The following is a 23,333-nucleotide window of genomic DNA, read 5'->3' as shown; positions in this document are numbered from 1 at the left end:
CGCCTTATTTCAGGGTGAGCGAGAAACCGCCTGCGCCGTGAGCGTCGAAATACCGGTACAGGGTGGAAGCATTCCAGCCATGCGGCGCTTCGCGGCGGACGTCGGTATGGTCTGTATCCTCGAAGCTCAATTCGGGCGTGGATCCTTTCAACGTCGCCGCGCTGTAATCCAGCGTCACGGAATCGCCAGTGTCGGCAAAGGAGATGGTGATCTTGCCGTCGCCATAGCTGATGTCGGCGTCGTCGATTGAACGCTCGGCGAAGACGATCGTGGTCTCTCCGGCAACGCGGACGATGTCCTTGCCGTCACCACGATCGAAGAACAGCTTGGCCTTGTCGGTGCCCGTGAGATCGATCCTGTCGTCGCCCAGCCCGCCCGAAATCGCATCGGCAGTGCGTGCATTGATCCTGATCGTATCATCGCCGCGACCACCCTCGACGCGATCGACCTTGGCGGTGGCGATGGCGATGGTGTCATCACCATCGTCTCCACGGATGCCAAAGACGGCCTGCCCGCTCGCGATCGTGATGATATCGGAGCCCTGGCCGCCGGAGATATCACCGACCGTTTGCCCGGAGACAGTGATGATGTCGCGGCCGTGGCCGCCTGAAATGCTGCGCGCTTCATTGCCCGCCGCAACGGCGATGATATCGTCGCCGGCGTCACCGGTTATGTTGGCGATGTTCATTCCGCTCGCAAGGGCAAGCACATCGCGTCCGTCGCCGCCCCAGATGCCTGAGATGTCCCGTCCCGCGGAAACGGTAAGCGTGTCGTCGCCTTCGCCGGCCGAGACGCTATAGACATCCCGTCCGGCAGCAATGTTGACGACATCATTGCCGGCGCCGGCGAAGATGCCGCGACCGTCTGGCACGAAGACGGAGATTTCGTGGTTGACGGCATCGGATGCCTTCAGCGCCATGGCGCCTGCCGTTGTGCTGCCCTGCCAGTAGTCTGACGTGGCATCCTCGATGGCCACGAGATTGAGCCGATCGTTTCCGTCTCCGAGCGAGATGTAGTTTGGAGCGGTGTCATCGCCGGACGAGGTAATGTTGACCGTGTCGTTGCCGGATCCGGTTTCGATGAACTCTGCGTTGACGGGCATCACGACCAGAAATCCATTGCTGGCCCAGGCCCCTTCCATCGACAGTTTGATGATCCTCTCCAGCGCACTTTTCTGCGCGCTGTCGCCTCGGCGAAGGCTTGGGCCATCGGTCAGCAGGCCAACCGGTTTCGGCTTTTCACCGGAATCGCCTCTCAGCAGCAATTGCAGGGCCACCTGCTGTCGAGATACGGATGAGACACTCGTCATGGGTCCGGAACCGGTTGCACGGTTCCAAAGGCGTCGCCCGACTGAAACCTGGGATTGCACGGCAGTTTGCCGATTCGGCGTTACCAAACCGTGCATGGTGCAACGGGAAAGCCGAAATCCGGTCGGCTCAATCCTCGTGCAGGATGAATTCCAGGTAGAGGTTGCGTTGCAGGATCGAATGGTTGTCGTCCGAGATCAGCGACACCATCAGCGCGCCGTCATCACGGGTCCAGACGTCAAGCCCTTCCATATTGTCGATCTGGTAGCCCATGTCGGCTTCCATCAGCACCGGCCCATCGGCAACAGCGCCCTTCTCGACGCTTTCGCCATAGATGCGCCTGAACCGCATCCTGACCCCGCCAGCCATCGAAAAACTGCGCTCCAAAAGCAGCAGGTCGCCATCCGGCAGGAAGGCGCCGTCGGTGATGTCGAAATCGCCATTGCGCTTGACCGTGAAGACGCCCTTGTGCGGCCCTTCGATGATGGCGGCATAGATGTTGCCTGATTTGTCGAGGCTCTTTTCCGAGACCACGACCAACCCGCCCTCATGCTGGCCGTAAGGATTGGCGTGGGTAACGGTCTCGAAGCCGCGGTTCTGCCGAAGCTCGTGAGCCGGAACCAGGAAGTCCAGCTGCTTGAAAGGCGCCTTCATATTGTCGGGGTCGATCTTGAACTGGGCGACGCGCTGGTTGCGCTCGAAACCGACAGTGGCAATGCCGTCCTTGACCGCAAGGCCCTCGGCGTCGACCTGCCATTTCTTGTCGATCGGCCGGCCCTTCTCATCGACCATCTGCTGCATGCGGAAATTCTGGACGCCTGACGGATGCTTGTCGGCATCGTGGGTGATCGAGCCGAAGAACCAGAAGCCGGTGTCGGCCACGCCGATGAAATCGCTGCCGGGCTTCAGGAACCGAAATGCCGACAGCGCGCCGAAATCACGGGTCGGCGACGTCATTTCCAGCCCGCCGACGAACTCCAGCGGGCCGAACATTTTCCCGTCATGGCCTATCTGGAACGAGCTGATCGGCCGTGCCGAGACTTCAACCGGCTCGACCGAGCTTGGACCGGCGGCAAGACTCGGAAAAGCCATGCCGAACAAGGCAGTGGCGGCGAAGAGCGTCTGCCTGTAGCCGCCGCGCAAGAAGATCATCCGGCGCGCCGATAGCCGCCGCGGCGTGTGTCGCGCGCGTTTTCCTCGGCAAACAGCGAGGCCAACTGCTCGGTCATGGCGCCGGCCAGTTCCTCGGCATCGACAATGGTGACGGCGCGTCGGTAGTAGCGGGTGACATCGTGGCCGATGCCAATGGCCAGAAGCTCGACCGGCGAGCGCGTCTCGATCAGTTCGATGACGGCGCGCAAATGGCGCTCGAGATAATTGCCTGGGTTGACCGACAGCGTCGAATCGTCGACCGGGGCGCCGTCCGAGATCATCATCAGGATCTTGCGCTGTTCGGGCCGGGCGATCAGCCGGTTGTGCGCCCACAGCAGCGCCTCGCCGTCGATGTTTTCCTTGAGCAGGCCCTCGCGCATCATCAGGCCGAGATTGCGCCGGGCGCGGCGCCACGGATGGTCGGCGGATTTGTAGATGATGTGACGCAGATCGTTCAGCCGGCCGGGGTTCGGCGGCTTGCCGTCCTTGAGCCACTTTTCGCGCGCCTGCCCGCCCTTCCACGCCCGCGTGGTGAAGCCGAGGATCTCGACGGAGACACCGCAGCGCTCCAGCGTACGCGCCAATATGTCGGCGCAGGTGGCGGCAACCGTGATCGGCCGGCCGCGCATCGAACCCGAATTGTCGAGCACCAGCGTCACCACCGTGTCGCGGAACTTGGTATCGCGCTCCTGCTTGAACGACAGCGGCTGCATCGGGTCGATGACGACACGCACCAGCCGCGCCGGGTCGAGATAGCCCTCTTCGAGGTCGAAATCCCAGGAGCGGTTCTGCTGCGCCATCAGGCGCCGTTGCAGCCGATTGGCGAGCCGCCCGACGACGCCGGAAAGATTGGCCAGTTGCTTGTCGAGGAAGGCGCGCAGCCGGTCGAGTTCTTCTTCCTCGCACAGCTCTTCCGCACCGACCGTCTCGTCGAAGGCGGTGGTAAAAACCTTGTAGTCGATCTCTTTCGGCAGATTGGTAAAGGGGTTGTCGTTTCGGCGTGCTTCGCCCGGCGTTTCGGCGTCCGCGTCGTCATCGTCGGAGAGGTCGTCGGCGGTGGCGTCGGAGGCCTCCGTCTCGGACGACTGTTCGTCATCGGCCGACGCTTCGGCATCCTCGGACTGCGACTGCTCGGAGCCGGAATCATCTTCGCCGCCCTCCTCGCTCTGCTCCTCGCCTTGCGGCTGGTTCTCGTCATTGTCCTCGGAGTCTTCGGTCTCCTGGTCGTCGCCGAGTTCCTCGGCCATCTCCATCGAGGCGAGCATGTCGCGCACGACGCGAGCGAAGGCCTGCTGGTCGCCGAGCTTGGCCGACAGTCCGTCGAGATCGGCCTTGGCCTTCTCCTCGACCCAGGGGCGCCAGAGTTCGACCAGCCGCTCGCCGCTCTTCGGAATCGGCCGTCCGGTCAGCTTCTCGCGCACCATCAAAGCGAGGGCTTCCTCGATCGGCGCGTCGGCCTTGTCCTTGACGTCGACAAGGTTGGCCTTGGCGTATTTGTCCTCCAGCATCGAGCCGATATTGTCGGCGACGCCCTGCATGGCGCGGCTGCCGATCGCCTCGACGCGGGCCTGTTCGACGGCGTCATAGATCGAGCGCGCCAGCTTGCCTTCCGGCGCCAGCTTGGTGTGGATGCGCTGATCGTGGCAGGCGCGCTTCAGCGCCATGGAATCGCCGAGGCCGCGGGTGATGGCGATATCCTCTTTCGAGGCTTTCTTCGGCAGCTCCGGCAAGCGGGCACGGCTGCCGGCTAGCGCCGGCCGGTCCTTGGCGAACCCGACCTCAAGTTCCTTGTCGCCGGCAATGGCGCGCATGCAGACGGTGACGGCGCGCTTGAAGCTGTCGGCTTCAGACCCCGTCTTCGACTTGTTGCGCGTGTTGTCGCCCGGACCCGCCATCGAGGCTCTGCTTAGCCCAGCACCACGTTGGCGGCGCTCTCGGGCAGATCCTCGCCAAAGGCGCGCTGGTAGAACTCGGCCACCACCGAGCGTTCGAGCTCGTCGCATTTGTTGAGGAAGGTCAGCCGGAACGCCATGCCGATATTGCCGAAGATCTCAGCATTTTCGGCCCAGGTGATGACGGTACGCGGGCTCATCACGGTCGACAGATCGCCATTGATGAAGGCCGAGCGCGTCATGTCGGCGACCCGCACCATCTTGTTGACGATCTCCTTGCCCTTGCCGTCGCGATAGTGCTTGGCCTTGGCCAGAACGATGTTCACCTCATTGTCGTGCGGCAGATAGTTCAGTGTGGTGACGATCGACCAGCGGTCCATCTGCGCCTGGTTGATCTGCTGTGTGCCGTGATAGAGGCCGGTGGTGTCGCCGAGGCCGACCGTGTTGGCGGTCGAAAACAGCCGGAACGCCGGATGCGGACGGATGACCCGGCTCTGGTCGAGCAGCGTCAGGCGGCCCGACGATTCCAGCACGCGCTGGATGACGAACATGACGTCCGGACGGCCGGCGTCATACTCGTCGAAGCAGAGCGCGACATTGTGCTGGTAGGCCCAGGGCAGAATGCCGTCGCGGAATTCGGTGATCTGCAAGCCGTCCTTGACGACGATGGCGTCCTTGCCGACGAGATCGATACGGCTGACATGGCTGTCGAGGTTGACGCGCACGCAAGGCCAGTTGAGGCGGGCGGCGACCTGTTCGATATGCGTCGACTTGCCGGTGCCGTGATAGCCCGAGACCATGACGCGGCGGTTGTAGGCAAAGCCGGCCAGGATTGCCAGCGTCGTCGCCTTGTCGAACAGATAGTCCGGATCGATGTCCGGCACATGTTCGCTGGTTACCGAATAGGCCGGCACCACCATCTTGGAGTCGAAGCCGAATTTGTCCTTCACCGACACTGTCGTGTCCGGCAAATTGGCGATGTCGCGATCGACCTTGTTCATCTCTATCCACGTCTCCACGGGCGAAATGCCTCATTTCGCCGGCAATCGATTTTGTCCGGGGGCGGTCTTAGAGCCTTTTCCACCCTTATGAAAGTTGGAAAACGACACGAACCGTTGGGTCGCTCAGCACAAACCCGCCTGCTTGAGCACGCGATAGGCCTGCAGCACATCGCGGAACCGGTCTTCCGAACCTCTATCGCCGCCATTCGCATCCGGATGGTGACGCTTCACAAGTTCCTTATAGCGCGCCTTGATGTCCTTGCCAGTCGCCTTTGTATCAAGGCCAAGCGTTTCCAGCGCCTTGGCCTCAAGCGGCTTGGCCTTGCGTTCGCGCGCCTCGCGCGGGTCTTTCGGGCCTTTGAACAGGTCGAAGGGATCGCGCATGCGGTTGTAATAGCCGGCGCGGCCGGAGCGCATTTGCGCCATATCGGGCGAAGAGCGGGTCGAAGCGCCGGCGAGGCCCATCTTCCATGTCGGCCGGTGGCCGGTCATCGCTTCCTTCTGGAAGCGGGCGATCTCGGTGTCCGGGACGCCGGAGAAGTAGTTGAAACCCTTGTTGTATTCGCGCACATGGTCGAAGCAGAACTGGAAATACTCGCCTTCCTTCATGCGGCCGACCGGCGCGCGATGGGTGCCGGCCTCCTTGCAACCGTCCCACTGGCAGATTGGCGAGCGCGACTTCAGCTCCGCGTCCTTTTCGGGACGGATCCGAATCTTCTCGAAATATTTGGGGTACGGTTTCATCTCACCCATTTATGGGCTGTTCGCACGTGCGAAACAAGAATTGACATTTTCGCGATGATCGCCCTAACCGCTGAATCGCGGCATAAAGCAGGGCGAATGGCGATTTTTGAGGCGGCTTAGCGAGATCGATCCCGATTTCCCGATCACGCCTTGCAGATATGGTGAAGGGAAGTGGCGATGTCCATACAGGCGACCATGGAAGACAAGCTGAACAAGGCGTTTTCGCCGGAGCGGCTAGTGATTGTCAATGAAAGCCACCTTCATGCCGGCCATCACCACGACGGCTCCGACCATCATGGCGCCTATGACGGCACCGGCGAGACGCATTTCCGTGTTCGCATCGTCTCGCCCGTCTTTGCCGGCATGAGCCGCATCGACCGCCACCGCGCCGTCAACGAACTGCTGGCTGCGGAGCTGCAGGCCGGCGTCCATGCGCTGGCAATCGAACCGGCAGCACCCGGCGAAAAGACCCGCTGGTAAGCCCTCAGATCACCGCTTCGATCAGAAACGGCCCGGGCCGCGACAGGGCGCTGTCGAGCAGCGCGTCGAAGCGCTCACAGGTGTCGGCGCGGGCCGCTTCGACGCCCATGCCGTTGGCCAGCGCGACCCAGTCCAGCGCGGGATGGTCGAGGTCAAGCATGCGCCTAGCGTTCTCGCCGAACGCATTCACACCGACATTGCGCATTTCACCATGCAAGATGGCGTAGGTCCGGTTGGAAAAAATGATGGTCACGACGTCGAGCTTTTCCCTGGCCTGTGTCCACAGTCCCTGCACCGTGTACATGCCGCTGCCGTCGGCTTCGAGATTGATCACCTTGCGATCCGGGCAGGCGATCGCCGCCCCGGTTGCCATCGGAATGCCGCCGCCGATCGATCCGCCCGTGCCCATCATGTAATCGTGCGGCGCGGCAAAGGCCGACAGCGCAAAGGACCGCCTTGCCGAGGTGATCGCTTCGTCGCAGACGATGGCATTGGCCGGAAGTTTGCGCGCCACGGAAAGCGCGATCGCATCGTCCGTCAGCGTGCCGCTTGGCGCTGGTTCATCGGGGAAGGCTGTTGCGACGGTGAATTGCTGCGTCGGCTTGATGCCGAGTTCGTCGGCAAGCGCTTCCAGCGCCGCCTTCAGGTCCCCGCCATGCGCCGCCAGCGAAAGTACCTGGCAATCGTCTCGAACCAGCCGCCCTGGCTTGCCCGGATAGGCGAAGAAGGCGACCGGCTCCTCGGCACCGACCAGCACCAGCACGTCGATATCCCGGAGCGTGGCAGTCGCGGCATCGACCGGATACGGAATGCGGGTCGGCGCCACGCGCCCGCGACCGCGCTGCATACGGGCGAGCAGAACCTCGCCGAACAGGCGAACATCACCGGCCGCCGAGATCCGGCCCGCGATTTCAAGCGCATCGGCCCGCGCCGCCAGCCCGCGCACCACCATGCCGACACGGCCCGGCGCGGCGCGGATCGCTTCGGCGACCTTGCGCACAGCAGCCATGTCAATGGTGGGTGGCGGCGCCAGCTTGACCTTAACAGGTGAAATCGCATCGACCTCGCCCCAAGCTGCATCCGCCGGCAGGATCAGCGTCGAAACACCCGGCGGCGTCAGCGAGGCGCGGAAAGCCGCCTCTGCAGCCGGGGCGATGTCGGCCGGCCCCTTGACGCGGCCAACCCAGTTCGACATCGGCGCCGCCAGGCCCTCAATATCGCTGGTCAGCGGCGCATCGAGCGGCAAATGGTAGGAGGCATGGTCGCCGACAATGTTGATCATCGGGCTGCGCGCACGCCTTGCGTTGTGCATGTTGGCAAGGCCATTGGCCAGGCCCGGCCCGGTATGCAGCAGCGTCGCTGCCGGGCTGTCGGTCATGCGCGCATAACCGTCGGCGGCACCCGTCACCACGCCCTCGAACAAGCCGAGCACGCAGCGCATCTGAGGTTTGCGATCCAGTGCCGCAACGAAATGCATTTCGGATGTGCCGGGATTGGCAAAACAGACCGTGACGTCATTGGCCAGCAGCACGTCGCACAACAGGTCGGCGCCATTCATGCAGTTTCCCTCCCGTCGACAGTCAGGAGCAATTCCAGGAAAAGTGTGAAGCGGTTTTCCGTCCGGAATTGCGTCTAAACAAACAGATTCTGCAATAGCACCCGTAAGCACCGGCACGGCAATATCCCGCCGGCGCTTTTGGTCTGATCCAGGACCTCTCGCGGGATTCGCCACTCAGCCGGCCGTCGATTTCAGGAACGCCAGCGCGGCGGCGGTCAACGCATCGCCGTCCTCGCCGAAATCACGATTGATCGACATATGCGTGTAGGCGCTGCCGTCGAACAGCGTCACCGCAGTGCCGGTGGCGCGCAGGCGTTCGGCAAAAGCCTTCGATTCCTCGCCGCGGCCCGGTGCGTGCGAATAAGCGATGAAGGTCGGCGGGTGTTTGCGCCTGTCGACATGGCTGGCAGGCGACAGCGCCGCCCATTGCGCGGGATCGGAAAACACGCGGGCATAGGCCCGGACCACGCCGCCATTTCTCGACAGTGCGGCCAGGTCATAGGCCCTGGTGTCGTCGAGGATCAGCGCCGCCACACCGGGCAGCCCGCCGCGCATCCCGGTCAGCGCGATCAAATGGCAGCCGGCCGAATGGCCCATGCCGACGATGCGATCGGGGTCGCCGCCATGCTGGGTGATGTTGGCTCTAATATAACGATACGCCGCTTCGACATCATTGGCCTGGGTGGCGACGTCGGCCTCGGGCAACATGCGATAGTCGATGGAGACGAAGCCGAAGCCATTGGCGAGCAGGAAGGCCGGCTTGGCGTTGACTTGGCTGCGTTTGCCGAACCGCCAGGCGCCGCCATGGACGAAAAACACCACCGGCAGGCCACTGGCGCCCTCGGGCGCATAGATGTCGAGCTTGGCGGGTCCATAATCGACGGTATGCGGCGCCGGCTGGCGCATCCGCCAGGCTGCTGGCGCAGCGGTTGGCAACAATGCCGCCATGGACATCAGGACAAGACTTCGCCGATCTATCATCGCCGCCTCCGGGCGCTTCGCGGGAAGAGAATGCCCCGTGGGCGCCGCGCGCGTCCAGTCAAGGATCGACAACACATTGCCGGCCTGCATCAGGTGCCGCGGCATGACGGTCGCCGGCCGGCTTGATCAGCCGGCTCGCGATGCGGTTGCCGCCGCACAGATCAGCGCGCCGGAACGACACCGTCCTGCACGGTCCCTATGTGACCGCCACAACTTCTGCTTACGATCAAGGGAACAAACAACGCATCCCGACAGTTGAATATGCGACGAGCCGATGGGCAGCAGATTGGCTCTGAGGGCAAAGCATCATGCGTGAGAACCAATCCGACGTCTTCGACCTGTTTTCGGAGATTTATTCCAACGCGGCCGAGGAGGAGACCAGTCTTCAGCAATATCTTCTTGCCTGTCGAGAGGACAAGTCGTTGTACGCTTCGGCGCCCGAACGGATGGTCGAGGCAATCGGCGAGCCGAATCTGGTCGACACCAGCCAGGACGAACGGCTCGGCCGCATTTTTTCGAACCGCACGGTCAAGGTGTATCCCTCCTTCTCCGACTTCTATGGGATGGAGGACACGATCGAGCGCATCGCCGGGTATTTCCGCTATGCCTCGCAAGGGCTCGAGGAGCGCAAGCAGATCCTGTATTTGCTCGGCCCGGTTGGGGGCGGAAAATCATCTCTCGCCGAACGGCTGAAGAGATTGATGGAGCAGCGTCCGATCTACACGCTGAAGATCGGCAACCAGATCAGCCCCATTTTTGAATCGCCGCTCGGCCTTTTCCATCCCGATCGCATGGGCGATTTGCTGGAAGAGAAATACGGCGTGGCCCGCCGCCGGCTGAACGGGCTCATCTCGCCCTGGGCAGCCAAGCGCCTCGATGAATTGTCTGGCGACATTTCCAAATTCAGCGTGGTCAAGCTGATGCCTTCGCGGCTGCGTCAGATAGGCATTGCCAAGACTGAGCCAGGCGACGAGAACAATCAGGACGTTTCGGCCCTGGTCGGCAAGGTCGACATCAGGCAATTGGAGAATTTCAGCCAATCCGATCCGGACGCCTATTCATACAGCGGCGGACTGAACCGGACCACGCAAGGCCTGCTCGAGTTCGTGGAGATGTTCAAGGCGCCCATTAAGGTGCTGCATCCGCTACTGACGGCGACGCAGGAAGGCAGCTACAACGGTACCGAAAATTTCGGTGCCTTTCCCTACCAGGGCATCATCGTTGCCCATTCCAACGAATCGGAATGGCAGCAATTCAAGAACAACAAGAACAACGAGGCCTTTCTCGACCGTATCCTGGTGGTCAAGGTTCCGTATTGCCTGCGCATCACCGAGGAAAGGCAGATCTACGAGAAACTGGTACGCGAGAGCGAATTGGCCGGCAGCCCGTGCGCTCCGGAAGTGCTGGATATTCTCAGCCGATTCACCGTCTCGACCCGCCTTGCCGAGCACGACAATTCGCCGATCTACACCAAGATGCGCGCCTATGATGGCGAGAACCTCAGGGAAATCGATCCCAAGGCGAAGTCAGTCCAGGAATATCGCGACGCAGCCGGCGTCGACGAAGGCATGACTGGGGTAAGCACTCGCTTTGCCTTCAAGATCCTGTCGCAGACATTCAACTACGACACCAACGAGGTCGCTGCCGATCCAGTGCATCTGATGTACATCGTGGAAGAGGCGATCAAGCGCGAGCAGTTTCCAAAGGAAACGGAAGCCGCCTATCTCGAATTCATCAAATCAGAGCTCGCAACGCGCTACGCCGAATTCATCGGTCACGAAATCCAGAAGGCCTATCTGGAATCATACAGCGAGTATGGCCAGAATCTCTTCGACCGCTATATCGCCTACGCCGATGCCTGGATCGAGGACCAGGACTACAAGGATCCCGATACCGGCCAGATTCTCAATCGCGAGGTATTGGACAACGAACTGTCGCAGGTCGAAAAACCCGCCGGGATCGCCAATCCCAAGGACTTCCGCAACGAGGTGGTCAAATTCACGCTACGCGCCCGGGCGAGAAATCATGGCCGCAACCCGTCCTGGACTAGCTACGAAAAGCTTCGCGAGGTCATCGAGAAGCGCATGTTCGGCCAGGTCGAAGATCTCCTGCCGGTGATCAGTTTCGGCTCCAAGCAGGACAGCGTCACGGAAAAGCGGCACAATGAGTTCGTGCAGCGCATGGTGGAACGTGGCTACACCGGGCGGCAGGTACGCCGGTTGGTTGACTGGTACATGCGCGTGAACAAGGCGGGTTGAGGCAGCCCGAATGGTTCCATGCCGATCTTTATCGACCGCCGTTTGAATCCAAAGGACAAGAGCCTGGGTAATCGCCAGCGCTTCCTCAGGCGCGCGCGCGAAGAACTCAAGCGGAGCATCCGCGACCAGATCAGCACCGGCCGCATCGCCGATGCGGATCGGGAGCATGCGGTGCCGATGCCTGAAAAAGGCACCAGCGAGCCAGCCTTCAACGACGCCAGGGACAGCGGTCGACGGAACCATATCCTGCCCGGCAACAGGACGTTCAACTCCGGTGACCTGATCCCCAAGCCTGCTGATGGCGGAGGGGGACCCACGTCTCCGGGAAAGACCGACTCCGAAGACGATTTTCGCTTTGTGCTGTCACGCGAGGAGGTGCTCGATCTCTTCTTCGAGGATCTCGAACTGCCCGACCTTATCAAGCTCAACCTTAAGCAGATACTCACATTCAAGCCGAAGCGGGCAGGCTTTGCGGCAAGCGGATCACCCACCAACATCAATGTCGGGCGCACCATGCGAAACAGCCACGGTCGCCGCATCGCGCTCAGGCGCCCCAAGCAGACCGAGTTGGATGCGATTGCCCAGCAGCTCGCCATGCTGGAATCGCAGCCGCCAAACGCGGGAACGCTCAAGCGCATTGCGGCGTTGCGCGAGGATTTCGAACAGCTGGAACGGCGGCGGCGGCGGATCGCCTTTGTCGATCCGGTCGACATCCGCTTCAACCGCTTTGACCCCCGGCCGCTGCCGAATGCCAGCGCCGTCATGTTCTGCCTGATGGACGTCTCCGGCTCGATGGGAGAGCGCGAGAAGGATTTGGCCAAACGCTTTTTCGTGCTGCTGCACCTGTTCCTCACGCGGCGCTATGAGCGGACGGAGCTCGTTTTCATTCGCCACACCCATGAAGCCCAGGAGGTGGACGAGCACACCTTCTTTTACCACACCCAGAGCGGCGGAACGGTCGTTTCCACCGCGCTTGAGGAAATGCACCGTGTCATCGAACAACGCTATCCGCCCACTGAATGGAACATCTATGCCGCTCAGGCCTCCGACGGCGACAATTTCTCTGCCGACTCCGAGCGCTGCATAGAACTGCTCGACGGCAAGCTCATGCGCCTGTGCCAATATTTCGCCTATGTGGAGATCATCGACGAACGGGAAAGCCATATTTTCGGCGCAACAGAAAACGGCACATCGCTCTGGCGAGCCTACAGCGTGATCGAGCAGAAATGGCCAAACTTCCAAACAAGGCGCATCGCCGCTCCGGCCGATATCTACCCGGTCTTTCGCCAACTGTTTGCCAGACAGCCGGCCATGCGGCAGAGCGCGTGAGGATAAGGTCGATGGACAGGCAAGCCGGCGCATCCAGGCTGCTTTTTTCCGGGTCGGACTGGGATTTCAAGAAACTGTCGCGCGTCTATGACGAGATCGAAGCGATCGGCGTCGAGGAGCTTCATCTCGATATCTATCCAGTGCAGATGGAGATCATCTCCTCGGAGCAGATGCTCGACGCCTATTCGTCGGTCGGCATGCCGCTGATGTATCGGCATTGGTCATTCGGCAAGCATTTCCTCTACAACGAATTTCTCTACCGCAAAGGCGGGCGCGGCCTGGCCTATGAACTGGTCATCAACTCCAATCCCTGCATCGTCTATCTGATGGAGGAAAATACCATGGCCCTGCAGGCCTTGGTGACCGCCCATGCAGCGCTGGGACACAATCATTTCTTCAAGAACAATCATCTCTTCCGGCAATGGACGGACGCCGACGGAATCCTGAGCTATCTGAACTTCGCAAAGGGCTACATCGCCCACTGCGAGGAGCGCCACGGCCTGGCCGCCGTGGAGGCCGTGCTCGATTCCGCCCACGCACTGATGGAGCATGGAGTCTTCCGATATCACCGGCCGCCGAAACTGTCGTCGGAGCAGCAGCGCGAAGGGCTTCGCGAGCGCCTCGAATATGAAGAGCGCTCCTATAGTGATCTGTGGCGCACGCTGCCGCCTTCGCAAAGGGTCGGCAAGGCCGAAGTGCGGGATGAAAGCGTGGTGGGGCGCAAGAAATCGCTCAACCTGCCGGAGGAAAACCTGCTGTATTTTCTGGAGAAAAACAGCGTTGTACTTGAGCCTTGGCAGCGCGAGGTCATCAGGATCGTGCGTGTTATCGCGCAGTATTTTTATCCGCAGCGGCAAACCCAGGTGATGAACGAAGGCTGCGCCACCTTCGTGCACTACACGCTCATGAACATGCTGTTCGAGCGTGGCAGGATCAGCGAAGGCGCCATGCTCGAAATCCTGCGCAACCATTCGAATGTGATCTCTCAGCCGGCCTTCGACGATCCGCGGTTTTCCGGCATCAATCCTTATGCCCTCGGCCTCGACATGATGCAGGACATCCAGCGCATCTCGACAGAGCCGACCGCGGAAGACCGGGACTGGTTCCCGGACATCGCCGGCCGTGGCGACTGGCGTGATACCCTGCTCGAAGCCTGGGCCAACCACCGCGATGAATCCTTCATTCGCCAATATCTAAGTCCCGCTCTGATCCGGAAATGGCGGCTCTTCGTGCTGGCCGACGGCGCCGACCAGCCGCATTATGAAGTCGCATCGATCCACAATGAGCGTGGATACAAAAAGATACGCGCCGCTCTGGCCCAAAGCTACGATGTCGGTTCGAAACGACCCGACATCCAGGTAGTAGACGTGGATCTGCTTGGCGATCGGTATTTGCGGCTGCAGCACCAAGTGAAAGATGGCATCATGCTCGACGGCAAGAGCCGCGACGCGACGCTCCGCCATATCCGAAGCCTCTGGGGTTATGATGTCAGCCTGGCTGCGATCGATGGTGAAACCGGCGCGACGCTAAGCCAGCGCTCAACAAGGGACTTGTGATATCCACGGCCGAGTTTGGCTAACCTTCCCCCGCCGGCCTGATCCTTATCCTGGCGATCCGGTTCTTGTCGCGCTTCATCACCACGAAGCGTTTGCCGTGGAAGGTGAAAGCCTGCTTTTCCTCGGGGATCGACTGCGTCTCGTGGATGACCAGGCCCGCAATGGTGGTGGCTTCCTCGTCGGGCAGGTTCCAGTCGAGTGCCCGGTTGAGATCGCGGATCGGAACCGTGCCGTCGACGACGACGGAACCGTCGGCCTCCTGCTTGACGCCCTGTATGTCGACATCGTGCTCGTCGGCGATCTCGCCGACGATCTCCTCGATGATGTCTTCCAGCGTCACCAGCCCTTCGACCTCGCCATATTCGTCGACGACGATGGCGAAATGCGCCTTGGCGCGCAGGAAGGCGTTAAGCTGTTCCTGCAGCGTCGTGGTGTCGGGCACGAACCACGGCTTCGACGCGATCTTCATCACGTCGATTTTGGTGAAGTCGTTGCCAACCTCGTTCAGCGCCCGAAGCAGGTCCTTGGCGTGCAGCACACCGACAATGTTGTCGAGTGAGCCCTTCCACAACGGCATGCGGGTGTGCGGGCTCTGCAGGATCTCGCGCACCACCGCTTCCGGCGCATTGTCGGCGTTGACTGAGCGCATATTGGTGCGGTGGACCATGATGTCGGAGACTTCGAGTTCGGCGAGGTCGAACAGGCCGCCGACGCGGTCGCGGTCCTCGCGCACCATCTGGCCGTCACGGCGGAAATCGTCGACCGCGCCGCGCAATTCATCCTGCGTCGAGCGCTGCGGTTCGATGCGCGACAGCTCATAGCCGAATGCGGCAAGCAGGCGCGTGCGCACGGCAACAAAAAACAGAAAGAGGATGGCGAGGACGGCGACGACGATCCAGCCAGTGTCCATCTCAGCCGGCTTTCCCGTTGTCCGGATGATTTTCCCTCAGGAACGACAGCACTTCGGAAGCCGGCACGTCCTTGGCAATAAAAGCCTGGCCGATGCCGTGCGTCAGGATGAAGGTCAGCGCGCCGCGCGACACTTTCTTGTCCTGGGTGATGAAGGCAAGCAGCGCCTCGGCGTCCGGCAACTCGCCGGGGATGTCGGACATCCGCCAAGGCAAGCCGACGGCGCGAAGATGCGCCTCGACGCGTGCCGCATCATCGGGACTGGCCAGATTGAGCCGCGCGGAAAAACGATGCGCCAGCGCCATGCCGATGGCGACACCTTCGCCATGGACGAGACGGGCGCCGTCATACTGTGTGGCCCCTTCCAGCGCATGGCCGAATGTGTGGCCAAGATTGAGCAGGGCGCGGTCGCCGGTTTCGAACTCGTCGCGGGCAACGACATCGGCCTTGGCCCGGCAGGCCTCGGCGATGGCTTCGGCCCGCTCCGCACCGCCGGCGAATACTTTTGTCCAGTTCTCTTCCAGCCAGGCAAAAAACGCCGGCCGGTCGATCAGCCCGTATTTGGCGAGTTCGGCATAGCCGGCGCGGAATTCGCGGATCGGCAGCGTGTCGAGCACCTCGGTGTCGGCCAGCACCAGCTTCGGCTGGTGGAAGACACCGACCAGATTCTTGCCGCGCGGGCTGTTAATGCCGGTCTTGCCGCCGACCGAAGAATCGACCTGCGCCAGGAGCGAGGTCGGGATCTGCACGAAATTCATGCCGCGCCGAACGATGCCGGCGGCAAAGCCGGTGAGGTCGCCGATGACGCCGCCGCCGAGCGCGATGACGACATCGCCGCGCTCCAGCTTGGCGGCAAGCACGCCGTCGACCACCTCTTCGAGATGGGCAAAGCTCTTGGTCTTTTCGCCGGCCGGCAAAGTGATGATCGCCGGCTGGATACCGCCTTTTTCGAGGCCAGCCTTCAGTGTCTCGAGATGCGCCGCGGCGACATTTTGGTCGGTGACTACGGCTGCCCTCGTGCCGGGCAGACGGCGCGACAGTTCCGTGCCGGCGCGCGCCAACAGGCCGGGGCCGATCAGGATGTCATAGGCGCGCTCGCCAAGGCCGACCTCGACAATGACCGGTTCGCTCATGACCGCACCTCGCCCAGTGCCGTGGTGGCCGGAATGCCGAAATGGCCGCACAGTGCGTCAACGACCTCGGTGGCGATGACTTCCTTGCGGTCGTCGCGGGTCGGCACGGTGATGTTAGACGTGGCATAGACCGGATGGCGCTCGCCCATCAGCCGCTCCAGCACGGCGCGCGGATCGGGGCTTTTGAGCAAGGGCCGATTCTGCTTCTTGGACACGCGCTCCATCAGCAGATCGAGTTCGGCCTTCAGCCACACCGAAACACCATGCGACGCGATCGCGTCGCGCGTCTGAGCATTCATGAATGCCCCGCCACCGGTCGACAGCACCTGCGGGCCATTTTCCAAGAGGCGCAGGATGACGCGCTGCTCGAGCGCGCGGAATTCGGTCTCGCCATAGCGCTCGAACAGTTCCGGTACCGTCATGCGCGACACGCTTTCGATCTCCTGGTCGCTGTCGATGAAGGGCAGCGACAGCATGGTCGCCACCTTGCGGCCGATCGCTGTCTTGCCGGCGCCCATCAGGCCGACAAAGACAATCGAACGACTGCCCAGCCTGTCGAGCAGCTCGGCATGGCTCTCGCCGGGAGGGTTTGCTGGTGGCGCGTTCATGAGATCATGCTGTTTCTAAGCCGTCTTTGCCGGCGTATCGACATCAAAAGCCCGTTTGCGTCAAGCATGGCACCCCTGGCACACAGAGCCCTTCGTCCTTGAATTGACGGAATTAGCGTCCCATAAGGGCACAGGGTTTGGAATCGCAAAGCAAGAAGACGGGCGAAGATTGATGCCGACACTGTTCCGCTTTGTCGTGACACTGATGATTCTTGCCGGCATTGCCTATGGTACGATGGTCGCGCTGGCGATGTTCGTCGAGCCGAAAAAGGCGGAAATTACCGTGCGCATTCCGCCGGAAAAGCTGAACCCGAAGAAAAACTGACCCTAGAGAAAAACTGACTTCAGGAAATGAACAGCGCGGCTCGCATCGAAGCCTTTCTCGAAATGATGAGCGCCGAACGCGGCGCCGCCGAAAACACGCTGTCCTCCTATCGCCGCGATCTCGAAGATGCCTCGACAACGATCGATGGCGGGCTTGCCGGTGCTCCTGCAGCCGACATCCGCGCCTATCTCGACGACATCGCCGCACGCGGCTTTGCGCCGACGTCGCAGGCGCGAAAACTGTCGGCGATCCGCCAGTTCTTCAAGTTTCTCTATGCCGAGGGCCTGCGCGGCGACGACCCGACCGGCACGCTCGAAAGCCCGAAAAAGGGCCGCCCGCTGCCCAAGACGATGAGCGAGGCCGATACCGGCAGGCTGCTCGACCGCGCGGCGCTTGAGGCCGCCGATGAGGGCGACGGCGACCGGCTGGCGGCGCTGCGCCTGCACGCTCTGGTCGAAGTGCTCTATGCCACCGGTTTGCGCGTCTCCGAACTGGTCGGCCTGCCGGTGACCGTCGCCCAGCGCGACGACCGCTTCTTCATGGTGCGCGGCAAGGGCGACAAGGAGCGCATGGTGCCGTTGTCGGCCAAGGCGCGCGTGGCCATGCGGGCATGGCTCACGGCCCGGGCGACGGTGCCTTCTTTCGCTGACAGCCCGTTCCTGTTTCCGGCCGCCGGCGACAGCGGCTTTCTCTCCAGGCAGGTCTTTGCCCGCGACCTGAAGGGCCTTGCTGCGCGGGCCGGCATATCAGCGGCGAAAATATCGCCGCATGTGCTGCGCCATGCTTTCGCCAGCCATCTCTTACAGAACGGCGCCGATCTCAGGGCGGTGCAACAGCTGCTCGGCCATGCCGATATCTCGACCACGCAGATTTACACGCATGTGCTGGAGGAGCGGCTGGTGCGGCTGGTCAACGATCATCATCCGCTTGCCGACTAGGCCTCATATCGCTATGTGAAGGCACGTTCCACCGCGCGGAGCCGCCATTTCCCGGGTCCCGCCAGTCTTTGCCTTCCGACGCATCGGTCCGCTCAAGAATGTACAATTACCTCGATTTCGAAAAGCCGGTGCAGGACCTTGAACTCAAGATCCTCGAGCTGAAGAAGCTTGCAGAGAATGGCGAGGCGGTCGATGTCGGCGACGAAATCAGCCGGCTCGAGAAGCGCGTACGCGACGCGCTGCGCGACATCTATAAGGCACTGACGCCGTGGCAGAAGGTGCAGGTGGCGCGCCACACCGACAGGCCGCATTGCCTCGATTACATCAAGGGCCTGTTCAACGATTTCACGCCGCTCGCCGGCGACCGCAATTTCGGCGAGGACCAGGCCATCATTGGCGGCTTCGCCCGCTTCCGCGGCGAGCCGGTGGCCGTCATCGGCCAGGAAAAGGGCTCGGACACGGCGAGCCGGCTCAAGCACAATTTCGGTTCGGTGCGGCCTGAAGGCTACCGCAAGGCGGTGCGGCTGATGGAGCTTGCCGACCGTTTCAAAATCCCCCTTCTGACGCTGGTCGACACCGCCGGCGCCTATCCCGGCGTCGGTGCCGAGGAACGCGGCCAGGCCGAAGCCATCGCCCGTTCGACCTCGGCCTGCCTCGGCCTCAAAGTGCCGTCGATTTCGGTCGTCATCGGCGAAGGCGGCTCGGGCGGCGCCATTGCCATCGCCACCGCCAACCGCGTCTACATGCTGGAACACGCTATCTATTCGGTGATCTCGCCGGAGGGCGCCGCCTCGATCCTGTGGCGCGACACCACCCGCTCCAAGGATGCGGCGACCAACATGAAGATCACCGCCCAGGATCTTCTGGAAATGAAGATCATCGACGCCATCATTCCCGAGCCGCTCGGCGGTGCCCAGCGCGCGCCCGAAACGGTGATCGCCGCCACCGGCGACCTCATCGCCAAGACGATGAAGGAATTTGCCGGCGCCAACACCGATTTTCGCGAGCAGCGCCGCGAAAAATACCTGGCGATGGGCCGCAGCCTCTGATTTCGGGCCCACCGCGCGCCGGAATGTGGCGCCGGGAGCAATTTCGCCACAAAAATGCCGCCGCATTCGGGTCAATGAAAAGTCCGTGAGACGGAACGAATTGCCGTGGGGGAAGCCGCCCGGAGCTTGCGGTAAGGAATTTTCAAGGTTAACGGGCTTAGGGTTCGTAAAGGTTTAGTGTGCTGGCCCCGCGGCTGCGAAGCTCCGGGCGCCCCGAGAAAAGACATAGCCGTAACCATGTTTGCCAAGCTTGCCCGTACCGGACTCCTGATCGCCACCCTCGGTGTCGCCGGCTGCAACGATTCCTCGATGAAGGATTTCGCGCCGGAGGCCAACAAGCCGCTGCCGGACAAGATCCTCGCCGACATGAAGGCCAAGGGCATGGTCCGCACCTCCTCGGTGATGGCCCGCATCTTCAAGGAAGAGGGCAAGCTCGAGATTTGGAAGGCCAAGACCACCGGCCGCTACGAGATGGTCGCCAGCTACGACATCTGCAAATGGTCGGGCAAGCTCGGGCCGAAATACACCGAGGGCGACCGCCAGGCTCCGGAAGGTTTCTATACGGTTCGCCCGTCGCAGATGAATCCGCGCTCGAGCTATCACCTGTCCTTCAACATCGGCTACCCCAACGCATATGACCGTGCCAATGGCCGCACCGGCGCCAATCTGATGGTGCACGGCGCCTGCTCGTCGTCGGGCTGCTATTCGATGACCGACCCGCAGATCGAGCAGATCTACGCCTTCGGCCGCGACGCCTTCCAGGGCGGCCAGACCGAGTTCCAGATCCAGGCCTTTCCGTTCCGCATGACCGCCGCCAACATGGCGCGCTATCGCAACGACCCGAACTACGAGTTCTGGAAGATGCTGAAGGTCGGCTACGACAATTTCGAGATCACCAAGGTGCCGCCAAAGGTCGATGTCTGCGAGAAGCGCTATGTCTTCAACCAGGTGGCGCCTGAAGGCACCACCTTCGATCCGACCGGCGCTTGCCCTCCGTCCACGCAGCCGGATTCGCTGAAGAGCGCCTACAACGCCTATCAGAGCAGCTATGACGCGGCCTTCACCGGCGCGGTCAAGGCCAGCGTGCCGGCACCCAAGCCGACCATTGCCGGCATCAAGGAAGCCAGCATCGTTTCCGACTGGTCGAAGCGCCGCGCCCGCGGCGAGCGCGTGCCGATCGATCCGCCGTCGCTCAATTCCGACGGCACGGTGACCGAGACGGCGCGCATGGGCCGCATCGATTCGCCGGCCGGCCGCAAGATGGCCGCGCTCGACGCCGAGAAGGAAGCCAAGCGCAAGGCCGAGGAACAGCGGGTTGCTGCCATCGAAGCCGCGAAAGTCGCCAAGGCCCAGGCACTGGCTGAAAAAGAAGCCGCCAAGGCCCAAGCGCTGGCCGAGAAGGAAGCCGCCAAGCAGGCCGCCCAGCAGCCGGTCGCCACCGCCAGCGTCGAGGCAGCGCCCGCCGAGCCGCCGGCCGACGAAAGCCGGATGTCAAAGATCAAGAACAAGCTGCTCGGCATGTTCGGCGGCTGAGTCTTTGGCCAAGCGCGCATCTGTCTATGATCTCAAGGGGTTGAACTGCCCCCTGCCCGTTCTCAAGGCGAAAAAACGCCTGGCGGCGATGCAGCCGGGCGGCCAGCTCTGGCTGGAGACCACCGATCCGCTGGCGGTCATCGATATCCCCGCCTTTTGCGCCGACGCCGGGCATCATCTGGTTGAAGCTGCGGCAGTCACCGGCGGTCATCGCTTTCTGGTCGAGCGCGGCGCGTAGCGCCCCTCAGCCCCCCGCAATCGCCAGCGGATTGTTCTCCAGCGCCGCACGATCCGGCGTGTCGATTGACGGCCGGTTGGTGAAGGCGGCAAACAGCCGGCGCACATAGTCTTCCGGCATGTCCAGCGTGATCAGCACCAGCCTGGTGCCGTGCTGGCCGTCCGGCCAGGCCGGCAACCGCGCCGGCGGATGCAGGATTTTCTGTACGCCGTGGACGACCAGCGGCCGCGACGGATCTTCCGCGAGCTCGATGACGCCTTTCATACGCAAAAGCTTGTCGCCATGCGTCGAGCGCAACAGGTCGAGGAACATCTCGATCGCCGAAAACGGCACTGGTCCGTCATGGACCAGCGAATAGGAGCGCACACGGGAATCGTGGCGATGCTCGTGCTCGGCGTGATCATGATGACCATGGTCGTGATCGCCATGATGATGATGCTCATGATCATGCGCGGCTTCTTCGCCGAGCCAACGCTGGACATCGGCGGATTTGGTCGCCGGATTGTAGAGGCCACAATCGAACAGTGCAGCCACACCAGTCTGGCTGTCGCCGGCTTCCAGCACCACGGCGCCCGGATTGAGCTGATGCAGCCGCGACCGCAGAGCCTCGACATCGGCGGGATCGCCGGCCAGATCGACCTTGGTCAGCACAATGCGGTCGGCAACCGCTACCTGCTTGACCGCCTCGACATGGCCGTCGAGCGTCGCATTGCCGTTGACGGCGTCGACCAGCGTGATGACGCCGTCGAGCCGGAAGGCCTGGACAAGGGCGGGATGCGCCATGATCGACTGCAGCACCGGCGCCGGATCGGCGAGCCCGGTGGTTTCGACAACGACGCGGGCGAGGCGGGCGAGGCGGCCGGTCTGCAGCCGGTCGACCAGGTCAGCCAGGGTGTCGACCAGTTCGCCACGCACCGTGCAGCAGAGACAACCATCGGACAGCTGGATGATGCCGTCGGAAGCCTGCTCGACCAGCAGATGGTCGATCGCCACTTCGCCGAACTCGTTGATGATCACGGCGGTATCGACGAGCGCCGGATCCTTGAGCAGCCGGTTGAGCAAAGTCGTCTTGCCGGCGCCGAGGAAGCCGGTGAGCACCGTGACGGGTATCGGAAAGCCCGCCATCTCCCTAGTTCGCGGCCTTGACCGGCTGATCGCCCTGCACCGCCGTTGCCGAGCCAACCACGACCGGTTCCGAGCCCTTTGGCGCCGGGATGTCGGGCCGCCAGCTCGGCAGCGGCACATCGGCATAGTCCTGGCCCCCTTGGTCGAGCATCGCCTTCGGCGCCGGCCCGGTGGCGCCGCCAAGGCCGACGGCAACCAGCGTTGGCACGTGGTCGAGCTTTTCCTGATAGGGTGATTTCGGCGCGGCCGCGGCGTCTTTTGCAGCTACCGGCGGCGCTGCCTCGGACTGCTCTTCGGGCGCCTTCTTCTTGCAGATCTCGTCATGCATGTCGTTGGGCGACATGGTATCGCCATAGGAAGGCATGGCCGCGACCGTGAGCCAGTTCGGGTCGGACATGGCAAAGCCCTGGTCGAGCAGCCTGGCGGCGGTCTCGGCGCGGCTAATCGCCGATTTCTCGCCAAGCACGACGGCGACCAGTGTGCGGCCATTGCGCGTCGCCGAGCCGATCATGTTGAAGCCAGAGGGACAGACGAACCCAGTCTTCATGCCATCGGCGCCGGGATAGCGGCCGATCAAGAGATTGTAGTTGGGGATCGCCCTCTTGCCGACGGCAAGGCCCTCGATCGAGAACCAGGGCGCGTATTGCGGAAATTCCTTGCGGATCGCCATCACCAGCAAGGCAAGGTCGCGCGCCGTCGTATACTGGTCCGGCGAAAACAGCCCGTTCGGGTTGACGAAATGCGTCCCGGTCATGCCGAGCCGCGCCGCTTCGGCGTTCATGCGGATGGCGAAGCCGGCCTGCGAGCCGCCTATATTCTCGCCGACGGCCATGGCGATGTCGTTGGCCGATTTGACCAGCATCATCTTCAGCGCATTGTCGAGCCGCATCACCGAACCAGGCTTGAAGCCCATCTTGCTCGGCGGTTCGCCGGCGGAATGCTTGGTCACCTTGATCGGCGAATCGAGCTGGACCTCGCCGGCGGCAATCGCCCGGAAGGTGACATAGGCGGTCATCAGCTTGCTCAGCGAGGCCGGATACCAGCGGCTGAAGGCGTCCTGATGCTGCAGAACCTTGCCGCTATTCAGGTCGAACAGGACAATCGGATTGGCCGAAGCCGGCCCGGCCAGCATCGGCAGCGCCAAGGCGCCCGTTAGCAGTAATTTGAGGATATGGCTGTGCCGCATCATGGAATCCGAAATCGCCTCTTGCCGTAGT

21 protein-coding genes are annotated in these 23,333 nt (G+C 62.4%); 9 read left to right on the top strand and 12 right to left on the bottom strand.

Going from position 1 to position 23,333, the window contains the following annotated elements; all coding sequences use genetic code 11:
* Positions 1-4 precede the first annotated feature (4 nt).
* The 5 genes from AC1DYO_RS11195 to AC1DYO_RS11175 form a co-directional block, all read right to left on the bottom strand.
* Positions 5-1,405 carry a hypothetical protein gene (locus AC1DYO_RS11195; protein ID WP_477263111.1) on the bottom strand — a complete coding sequence of 467 codons (1,401 nt, stop codon included), beginning with the start codon at positions 1,403-1,405 and terminating at the stop codon, positions 5-7.
* A 31-nt stretch (positions 1,406-1,436) separates the two neighbouring features.
* The gene (locus tag AC1DYO_RS11190; RefSeq protein ID WP_477263109.1) at positions 1,437-2,459 is read right to left on the bottom strand and encodes an esterase-like activity of phytase family protein; all 1,023 of its coding nucleotides are present in this window, start codon (positions 2,457-2,459) and stop codon (positions 1,437-1,439) included.
* Positions 2,456-4,354, bottom strand: coding sequence for a cobaltochelatase subunit CobT (cobT, locus tag AC1DYO_RS11185; protein ID WP_477263107.1), 1,899 nt, complete (start codon positions 4,352-4,354; stop codon positions 2,456-2,458). Before cobT ends, AC1DYO_RS11190 begins: the two co-directional genes overlap by 4 nt.
* Positions 4,355-4,365: 11 nt before the next feature.
* A complete protein-coding gene (gene cobS / locus AC1DYO_RS11180; protein ID WP_181058211.1) occupies positions 4,366-5,352 on the bottom strand; it encodes a cobaltochelatase subunit CobS in 987 nt (328 codons plus the stop codon).
* Between the two features lie 123 nt (positions 5,353-5,475).
* Positions 5,476-6,105 carry a J domain-containing protein gene (locus AC1DYO_RS11175; RefSeq protein WP_142866468.1) on the bottom strand — a complete coding sequence of 210 codons (630 nt, stop codon included), beginning with the start codon at positions 6,103-6,105 and terminating at the stop codon, positions 5,476-5,478.
* A gap of 168 nt (positions 6,106-6,273) precedes the next feature.
* Here AC1DYO_RS11175 and AC1DYO_RS11170 point away from each other — a divergent pair, with 168 nt between their 5' ends.
* Positions 6,274-6,576 (top strand): BolA family protein, encoded by a 303-nt coding sequence (locus tag AC1DYO_RS11170; RefSeq protein ID WP_477263105.1) that lies wholly within the window; start codon positions 6,274-6,276, stop codon positions 6,574-6,576.
* Between the two features lie 4 nt (positions 6,577-6,580).
* Here AC1DYO_RS11170 and AC1DYO_RS11165 read toward each other — a convergent pair whose 3' ends face one another.
* Together AC1DYO_RS11165 and AC1DYO_RS11160 are read right to left on the bottom strand one after the other, a co-directional pair.
* Positions 6,581-8,134 (bottom strand): acetolactate synthase large subunit, encoded by a 1,554-nt coding sequence (locus tag AC1DYO_RS11165; protein ID WP_477263103.1) that lies wholly within the window; start codon positions 8,132-8,134, stop codon positions 6,581-6,583.
* Positions 8,135-8,308: 174 nt separating this feature from the next.
* Positions 8,309-9,115, bottom strand: coding sequence for an alpha/beta hydrolase (locus tag AC1DYO_RS11160; RefSeq protein ID WP_477263101.1), 807 nt, complete (start codon positions 9,113-9,115; stop codon positions 8,309-8,311).
* 308 nt (positions 9,116-9,423) lie between these two features.
* Between AC1DYO_RS11160 and AC1DYO_RS11155 the strand changes: the two genes are divergently transcribed.
* Genes AC1DYO_RS11155 through AC1DYO_RS11145 form a run of 3 tightly spaced genes read left to right on the top strand, consistent with a single transcriptional unit; the run spans position 9,424 to position 14,258 of the window.
* On the top strand, positions 9,424-11,373 hold the full coding sequence (locus tag AC1DYO_RS11155; RefSeq protein WP_477263099.1) for a PrkA family serine protein kinase: 1,950 nt from the start codon (positions 9,424-9,426) through the stop codon (positions 11,371-11,373).
* Between the two features lie 18 nt (positions 11,374-11,391).
* Positions 11,392-12,702, top strand: a complete 1,311-nt coding sequence (locus AC1DYO_RS11150; protein ID WP_477263097.1) for a YeaH/YhbH family protein — start codon at positions 11,392-11,394, stop codon at positions 12,700-12,702.
* Positions 12,703-12,713: 11 nt separating this feature from the next.
* Entirely contained in the window at positions 12,714-14,258 is a 1,545-nt protein-coding gene (locus AC1DYO_RS11145) for a SpoVR family protein (protein ID WP_181058207.1), read from the top strand.
* Positions 14,259-14,277: 19 nt separating this feature from the next.
* Here the strand turns inward: AC1DYO_RS11145 and AC1DYO_RS11140 are convergent, their stop codons facing one another.
* From AC1DYO_RS11140 to AC1DYO_RS11130, 3 genes are read right to left on the bottom strand one after another with little or no spacing between them, the layout of a single operon-like run.
* Positions 14,278-15,168 (bottom strand): HlyC/CorC family transporter, encoded by an 891-nt coding sequence (locus AC1DYO_RS11140; protein WP_477263095.1) that lies wholly within the window; start codon positions 15,166-15,168, stop codon positions 14,278-14,280.
* A 1-nt stretch (position 15,169) separates the two neighbouring features.
* A complete protein-coding gene (gene aroB, locus AC1DYO_RS11135) occupies positions 15,170-16,300 on the bottom strand; it encodes a 3-dehydroquinate synthase (RefSeq protein ID WP_477263093.1) in 1,131 nt (376 codons plus the stop codon).
* Positions 16,297-16,908, bottom strand: coding sequence for a shikimate kinase (locus tag AC1DYO_RS11130; protein ID WP_477263091.1), 612 nt, complete (start codon positions 16,906-16,908; stop codon positions 16,297-16,299). Before AC1DYO_RS11130 ends, aroB begins: the two co-directional genes overlap by 4 nt.
* A gap of 172 nt (positions 16,909-17,080) precedes the next feature.
* Between AC1DYO_RS11130 and AC1DYO_RS11125 the strand changes: the two genes are divergently transcribed.
* From AC1DYO_RS11125 to AC1DYO_RS11105, 5 genes are all read left to right on the top strand, one after another.
* Complete coding sequence (locus tag AC1DYO_RS11125) at positions 17,081-17,233, top strand: histidine kinase (RefSeq protein ID WP_142866477.1); 153 nt, start codon at positions 17,081-17,083, stop codon at positions 17,231-17,233.
* A 26-nt stretch (positions 17,234-17,259) separates the two neighbouring features.
* The gene (locus AC1DYO_RS11120) at positions 17,260-18,171 is read left to right on the top strand and encodes a site-specific tyrosine recombinase XerD (protein ID WP_477263089.1); all 912 of its coding nucleotides are present in this window, start codon (positions 17,260-17,262) and stop codon (positions 18,169-18,171) included.
* A gap of 98 nt (positions 18,172-18,269) precedes the next feature.
* Positions 18,270-19,220, top strand: a complete 951-nt coding sequence (locus AC1DYO_RS11115) for an acetyl-CoA carboxylase carboxyltransferase subunit alpha (RefSeq protein WP_477263088.1) — start codon at positions 18,270-18,272, stop codon at positions 19,218-19,220.
* Positions 19,221-19,457: 237 nt separating this feature from the next.
* Positions 19,458-20,753 (top strand): L,D-transpeptidase family protein, encoded by a 1,296-nt coding sequence (locus AC1DYO_RS11110; protein ID WP_477263086.1) that lies wholly within the window; start codon positions 19,458-19,460, stop codon positions 20,751-20,753.
* Positions 20,754-20,757: 4 nt separating this feature from the next.
* Complete coding sequence (locus tag AC1DYO_RS11105) at positions 20,758-20,991, top strand: sulfurtransferase TusA family protein (protein ID WP_477263084.1); 234 nt, start codon at positions 20,758-20,760, stop codon at positions 20,989-20,991.
* Positions 20,992-20,997: 6 nt separating this feature from the next.
* Here AC1DYO_RS11105 and AC1DYO_RS11100 read toward each other — a convergent pair whose 3' ends face one another.
* Positions 20,998-22,116 (bottom strand): CobW family GTP-binding protein, encoded by a 1,119-nt coding sequence (locus AC1DYO_RS11100; protein WP_477263082.1) that lies wholly within the window; start codon positions 22,114-22,116, stop codon positions 20,998-21,000.
* A 4-nt stretch (positions 22,117-22,120) separates the two neighbouring features.
* Complete coding sequence (locus tag AC1DYO_RS11095) at positions 22,121-23,302, bottom strand: D-alanyl-D-alanine carboxypeptidase family protein (protein WP_477263312.1); 1,182 nt, start codon at positions 23,300-23,302, stop codon at positions 22,121-22,123.
* Positions 23,303-23,333: the final 31 nt, after the last annotated feature.

This window comes from Mesorhizobium sp. P2_F5 (genome assembly GCF_056403715.1).
The sequence above is the reverse complement of the archived record's forward strand: the minus strand, read 5'-3'. Positions and strand labels throughout refer to the sequence as shown.

What these genes read in the sequence shown, in the direction of transcription:
- AC1DYO_RS11160 (WP_477263101.1), bottom strand. Translation starts at nt 9,115, where the DNA reads ATGATAGATCGGCGAAGTCTTGTCCTGATGTCCATGGCGGCATTGTTG.
- AC1DYO_RS11190 (WP_477263109.1), bottom strand. Translation starts at nt 2,459, where the DNA reads ATGATCTTCTTGCGCGGCGGCTACAGGCAGACGCTCTTCGCCGCCACT.
- AC1DYO_RS11120 (WP_477263089.1), top strand. Translation starts at nt 17,260, where the DNA reads ATGAACAGCGCGGCTCGCATCGAAGCCTTTCTCGAAATGATGAGCGCC.
- AC1DYO_RS11130 (WP_477263091.1), bottom strand. Translation starts at nt 16,908, where the DNA reads ATGAACGCGCCACCAGCAAACCCTCCCGGCGAGAGCCATGCCGAGCTG.
- AC1DYO_RS11195 (WP_477263111.1), bottom strand. Translation starts at nt 1,405, where the DNA reads ATGCACGGTTTGGTAACGCCGAATCGGCAAACTGCCGTGCAATCCCAG.
- AC1DYO_RS11110 (WP_477263086.1), top strand. Translation starts at nt 19,458, where the DNA reads ATGTTTGCCAAGCTTGCCCGTACCGGACTCCTGATCGCCACCCTCGGT.
- AC1DYO_RS11150 (WP_477263097.1), top strand. Translation starts at nt 11,392, where the DNA reads ATGCCGATCTTTATCGACCGCCGTTTGAATCCAAAGGACAAGAGCCTG.
- aroB (WP_477263093.1), bottom strand. Translation starts at nt 16,300, where the DNA reads ATGAGCGAACCGGTCATTGTCGAGGTCGGCCTTGGCGAGCGCGCCTAT.
- AC1DYO_RS11155 (WP_477263099.1), top strand. Translation starts at nt 9,424, where the DNA reads ATGCGTGAGAACCAATCCGACGTCTTCGACCTGTTTTCGGAGATTTAT.
- AC1DYO_RS11170 (WP_477263105.1), top strand. Translation starts at nt 6,274, where the DNA reads ATGTCCATACAGGCGACCATGGAAGACAAGCTGAACAAGGCGTTTTCG.
- AC1DYO_RS11145 (WP_181058207.1), top strand. Translation starts at nt 12,714, where the DNA reads ATGGACAGGCAAGCCGGCGCATCCAGGCTGCTTTTTTCCGGGTCGGAC.
- AC1DYO_RS11115 (WP_477263088.1), top strand. Translation starts at nt 18,270, where the DNA reads ATGTACAATTACCTCGATTTCGAAAAGCCGGTGCAGGACCTTGAACTC.
- AC1DYO_RS11125 (WP_142866477.1), top strand. Translation starts at nt 17,081, where the DNA reads ATGCCGACACTGTTCCGCTTTGTCGTGACACTGATGATTCTTGCCGGC.
- cobT (WP_477263107.1), bottom strand. Translation starts at nt 4,354, where the DNA reads ATGGCGGGTCCGGGCGACAACACGCGCAACAAGTCGAAGACGGGGTCT.
- AC1DYO_RS11165 (WP_477263103.1), bottom strand. Translation starts at nt 8,134, where the DNA reads ATGAATGGCGCCGACCTGTTGTGCGACGTGCTGCTGGCCAATGACGTC.
- AC1DYO_RS11175 (WP_142866468.1), bottom strand. Translation starts at nt 6,105, where the DNA reads ATGGGTGAGATGAAACCGTACCCCAAATATTTCGAGAAGATTCGGATC.
- AC1DYO_RS11100 (WP_477263082.1), bottom strand. Translation starts at nt 22,116, where the DNA reads ATGGCGGGCTTTCCGATACCCGTCACGGTGCTCACCGGCTTCCTCGGC.
- AC1DYO_RS11095 (WP_477263312.1), bottom strand. Translation starts at nt 23,302, where the DNA reads ATGCGGCACAGCCATATCCTCAAATTACTGCTAACGGGCGCCTTGGCG.
- cobS (WP_181058211.1), bottom strand. Translation starts at nt 5,352, where the DNA reads ATGAACAAGGTCGATCGCGACATCGCCAATTTGCCGGACACGACAGTG.
- AC1DYO_RS11140 (WP_477263095.1), bottom strand. Translation starts at nt 15,168, where the DNA reads ATGGACACTGGCTGGATCGTCGTCGCCGTCCTCGCCATCCTCTTTCTG.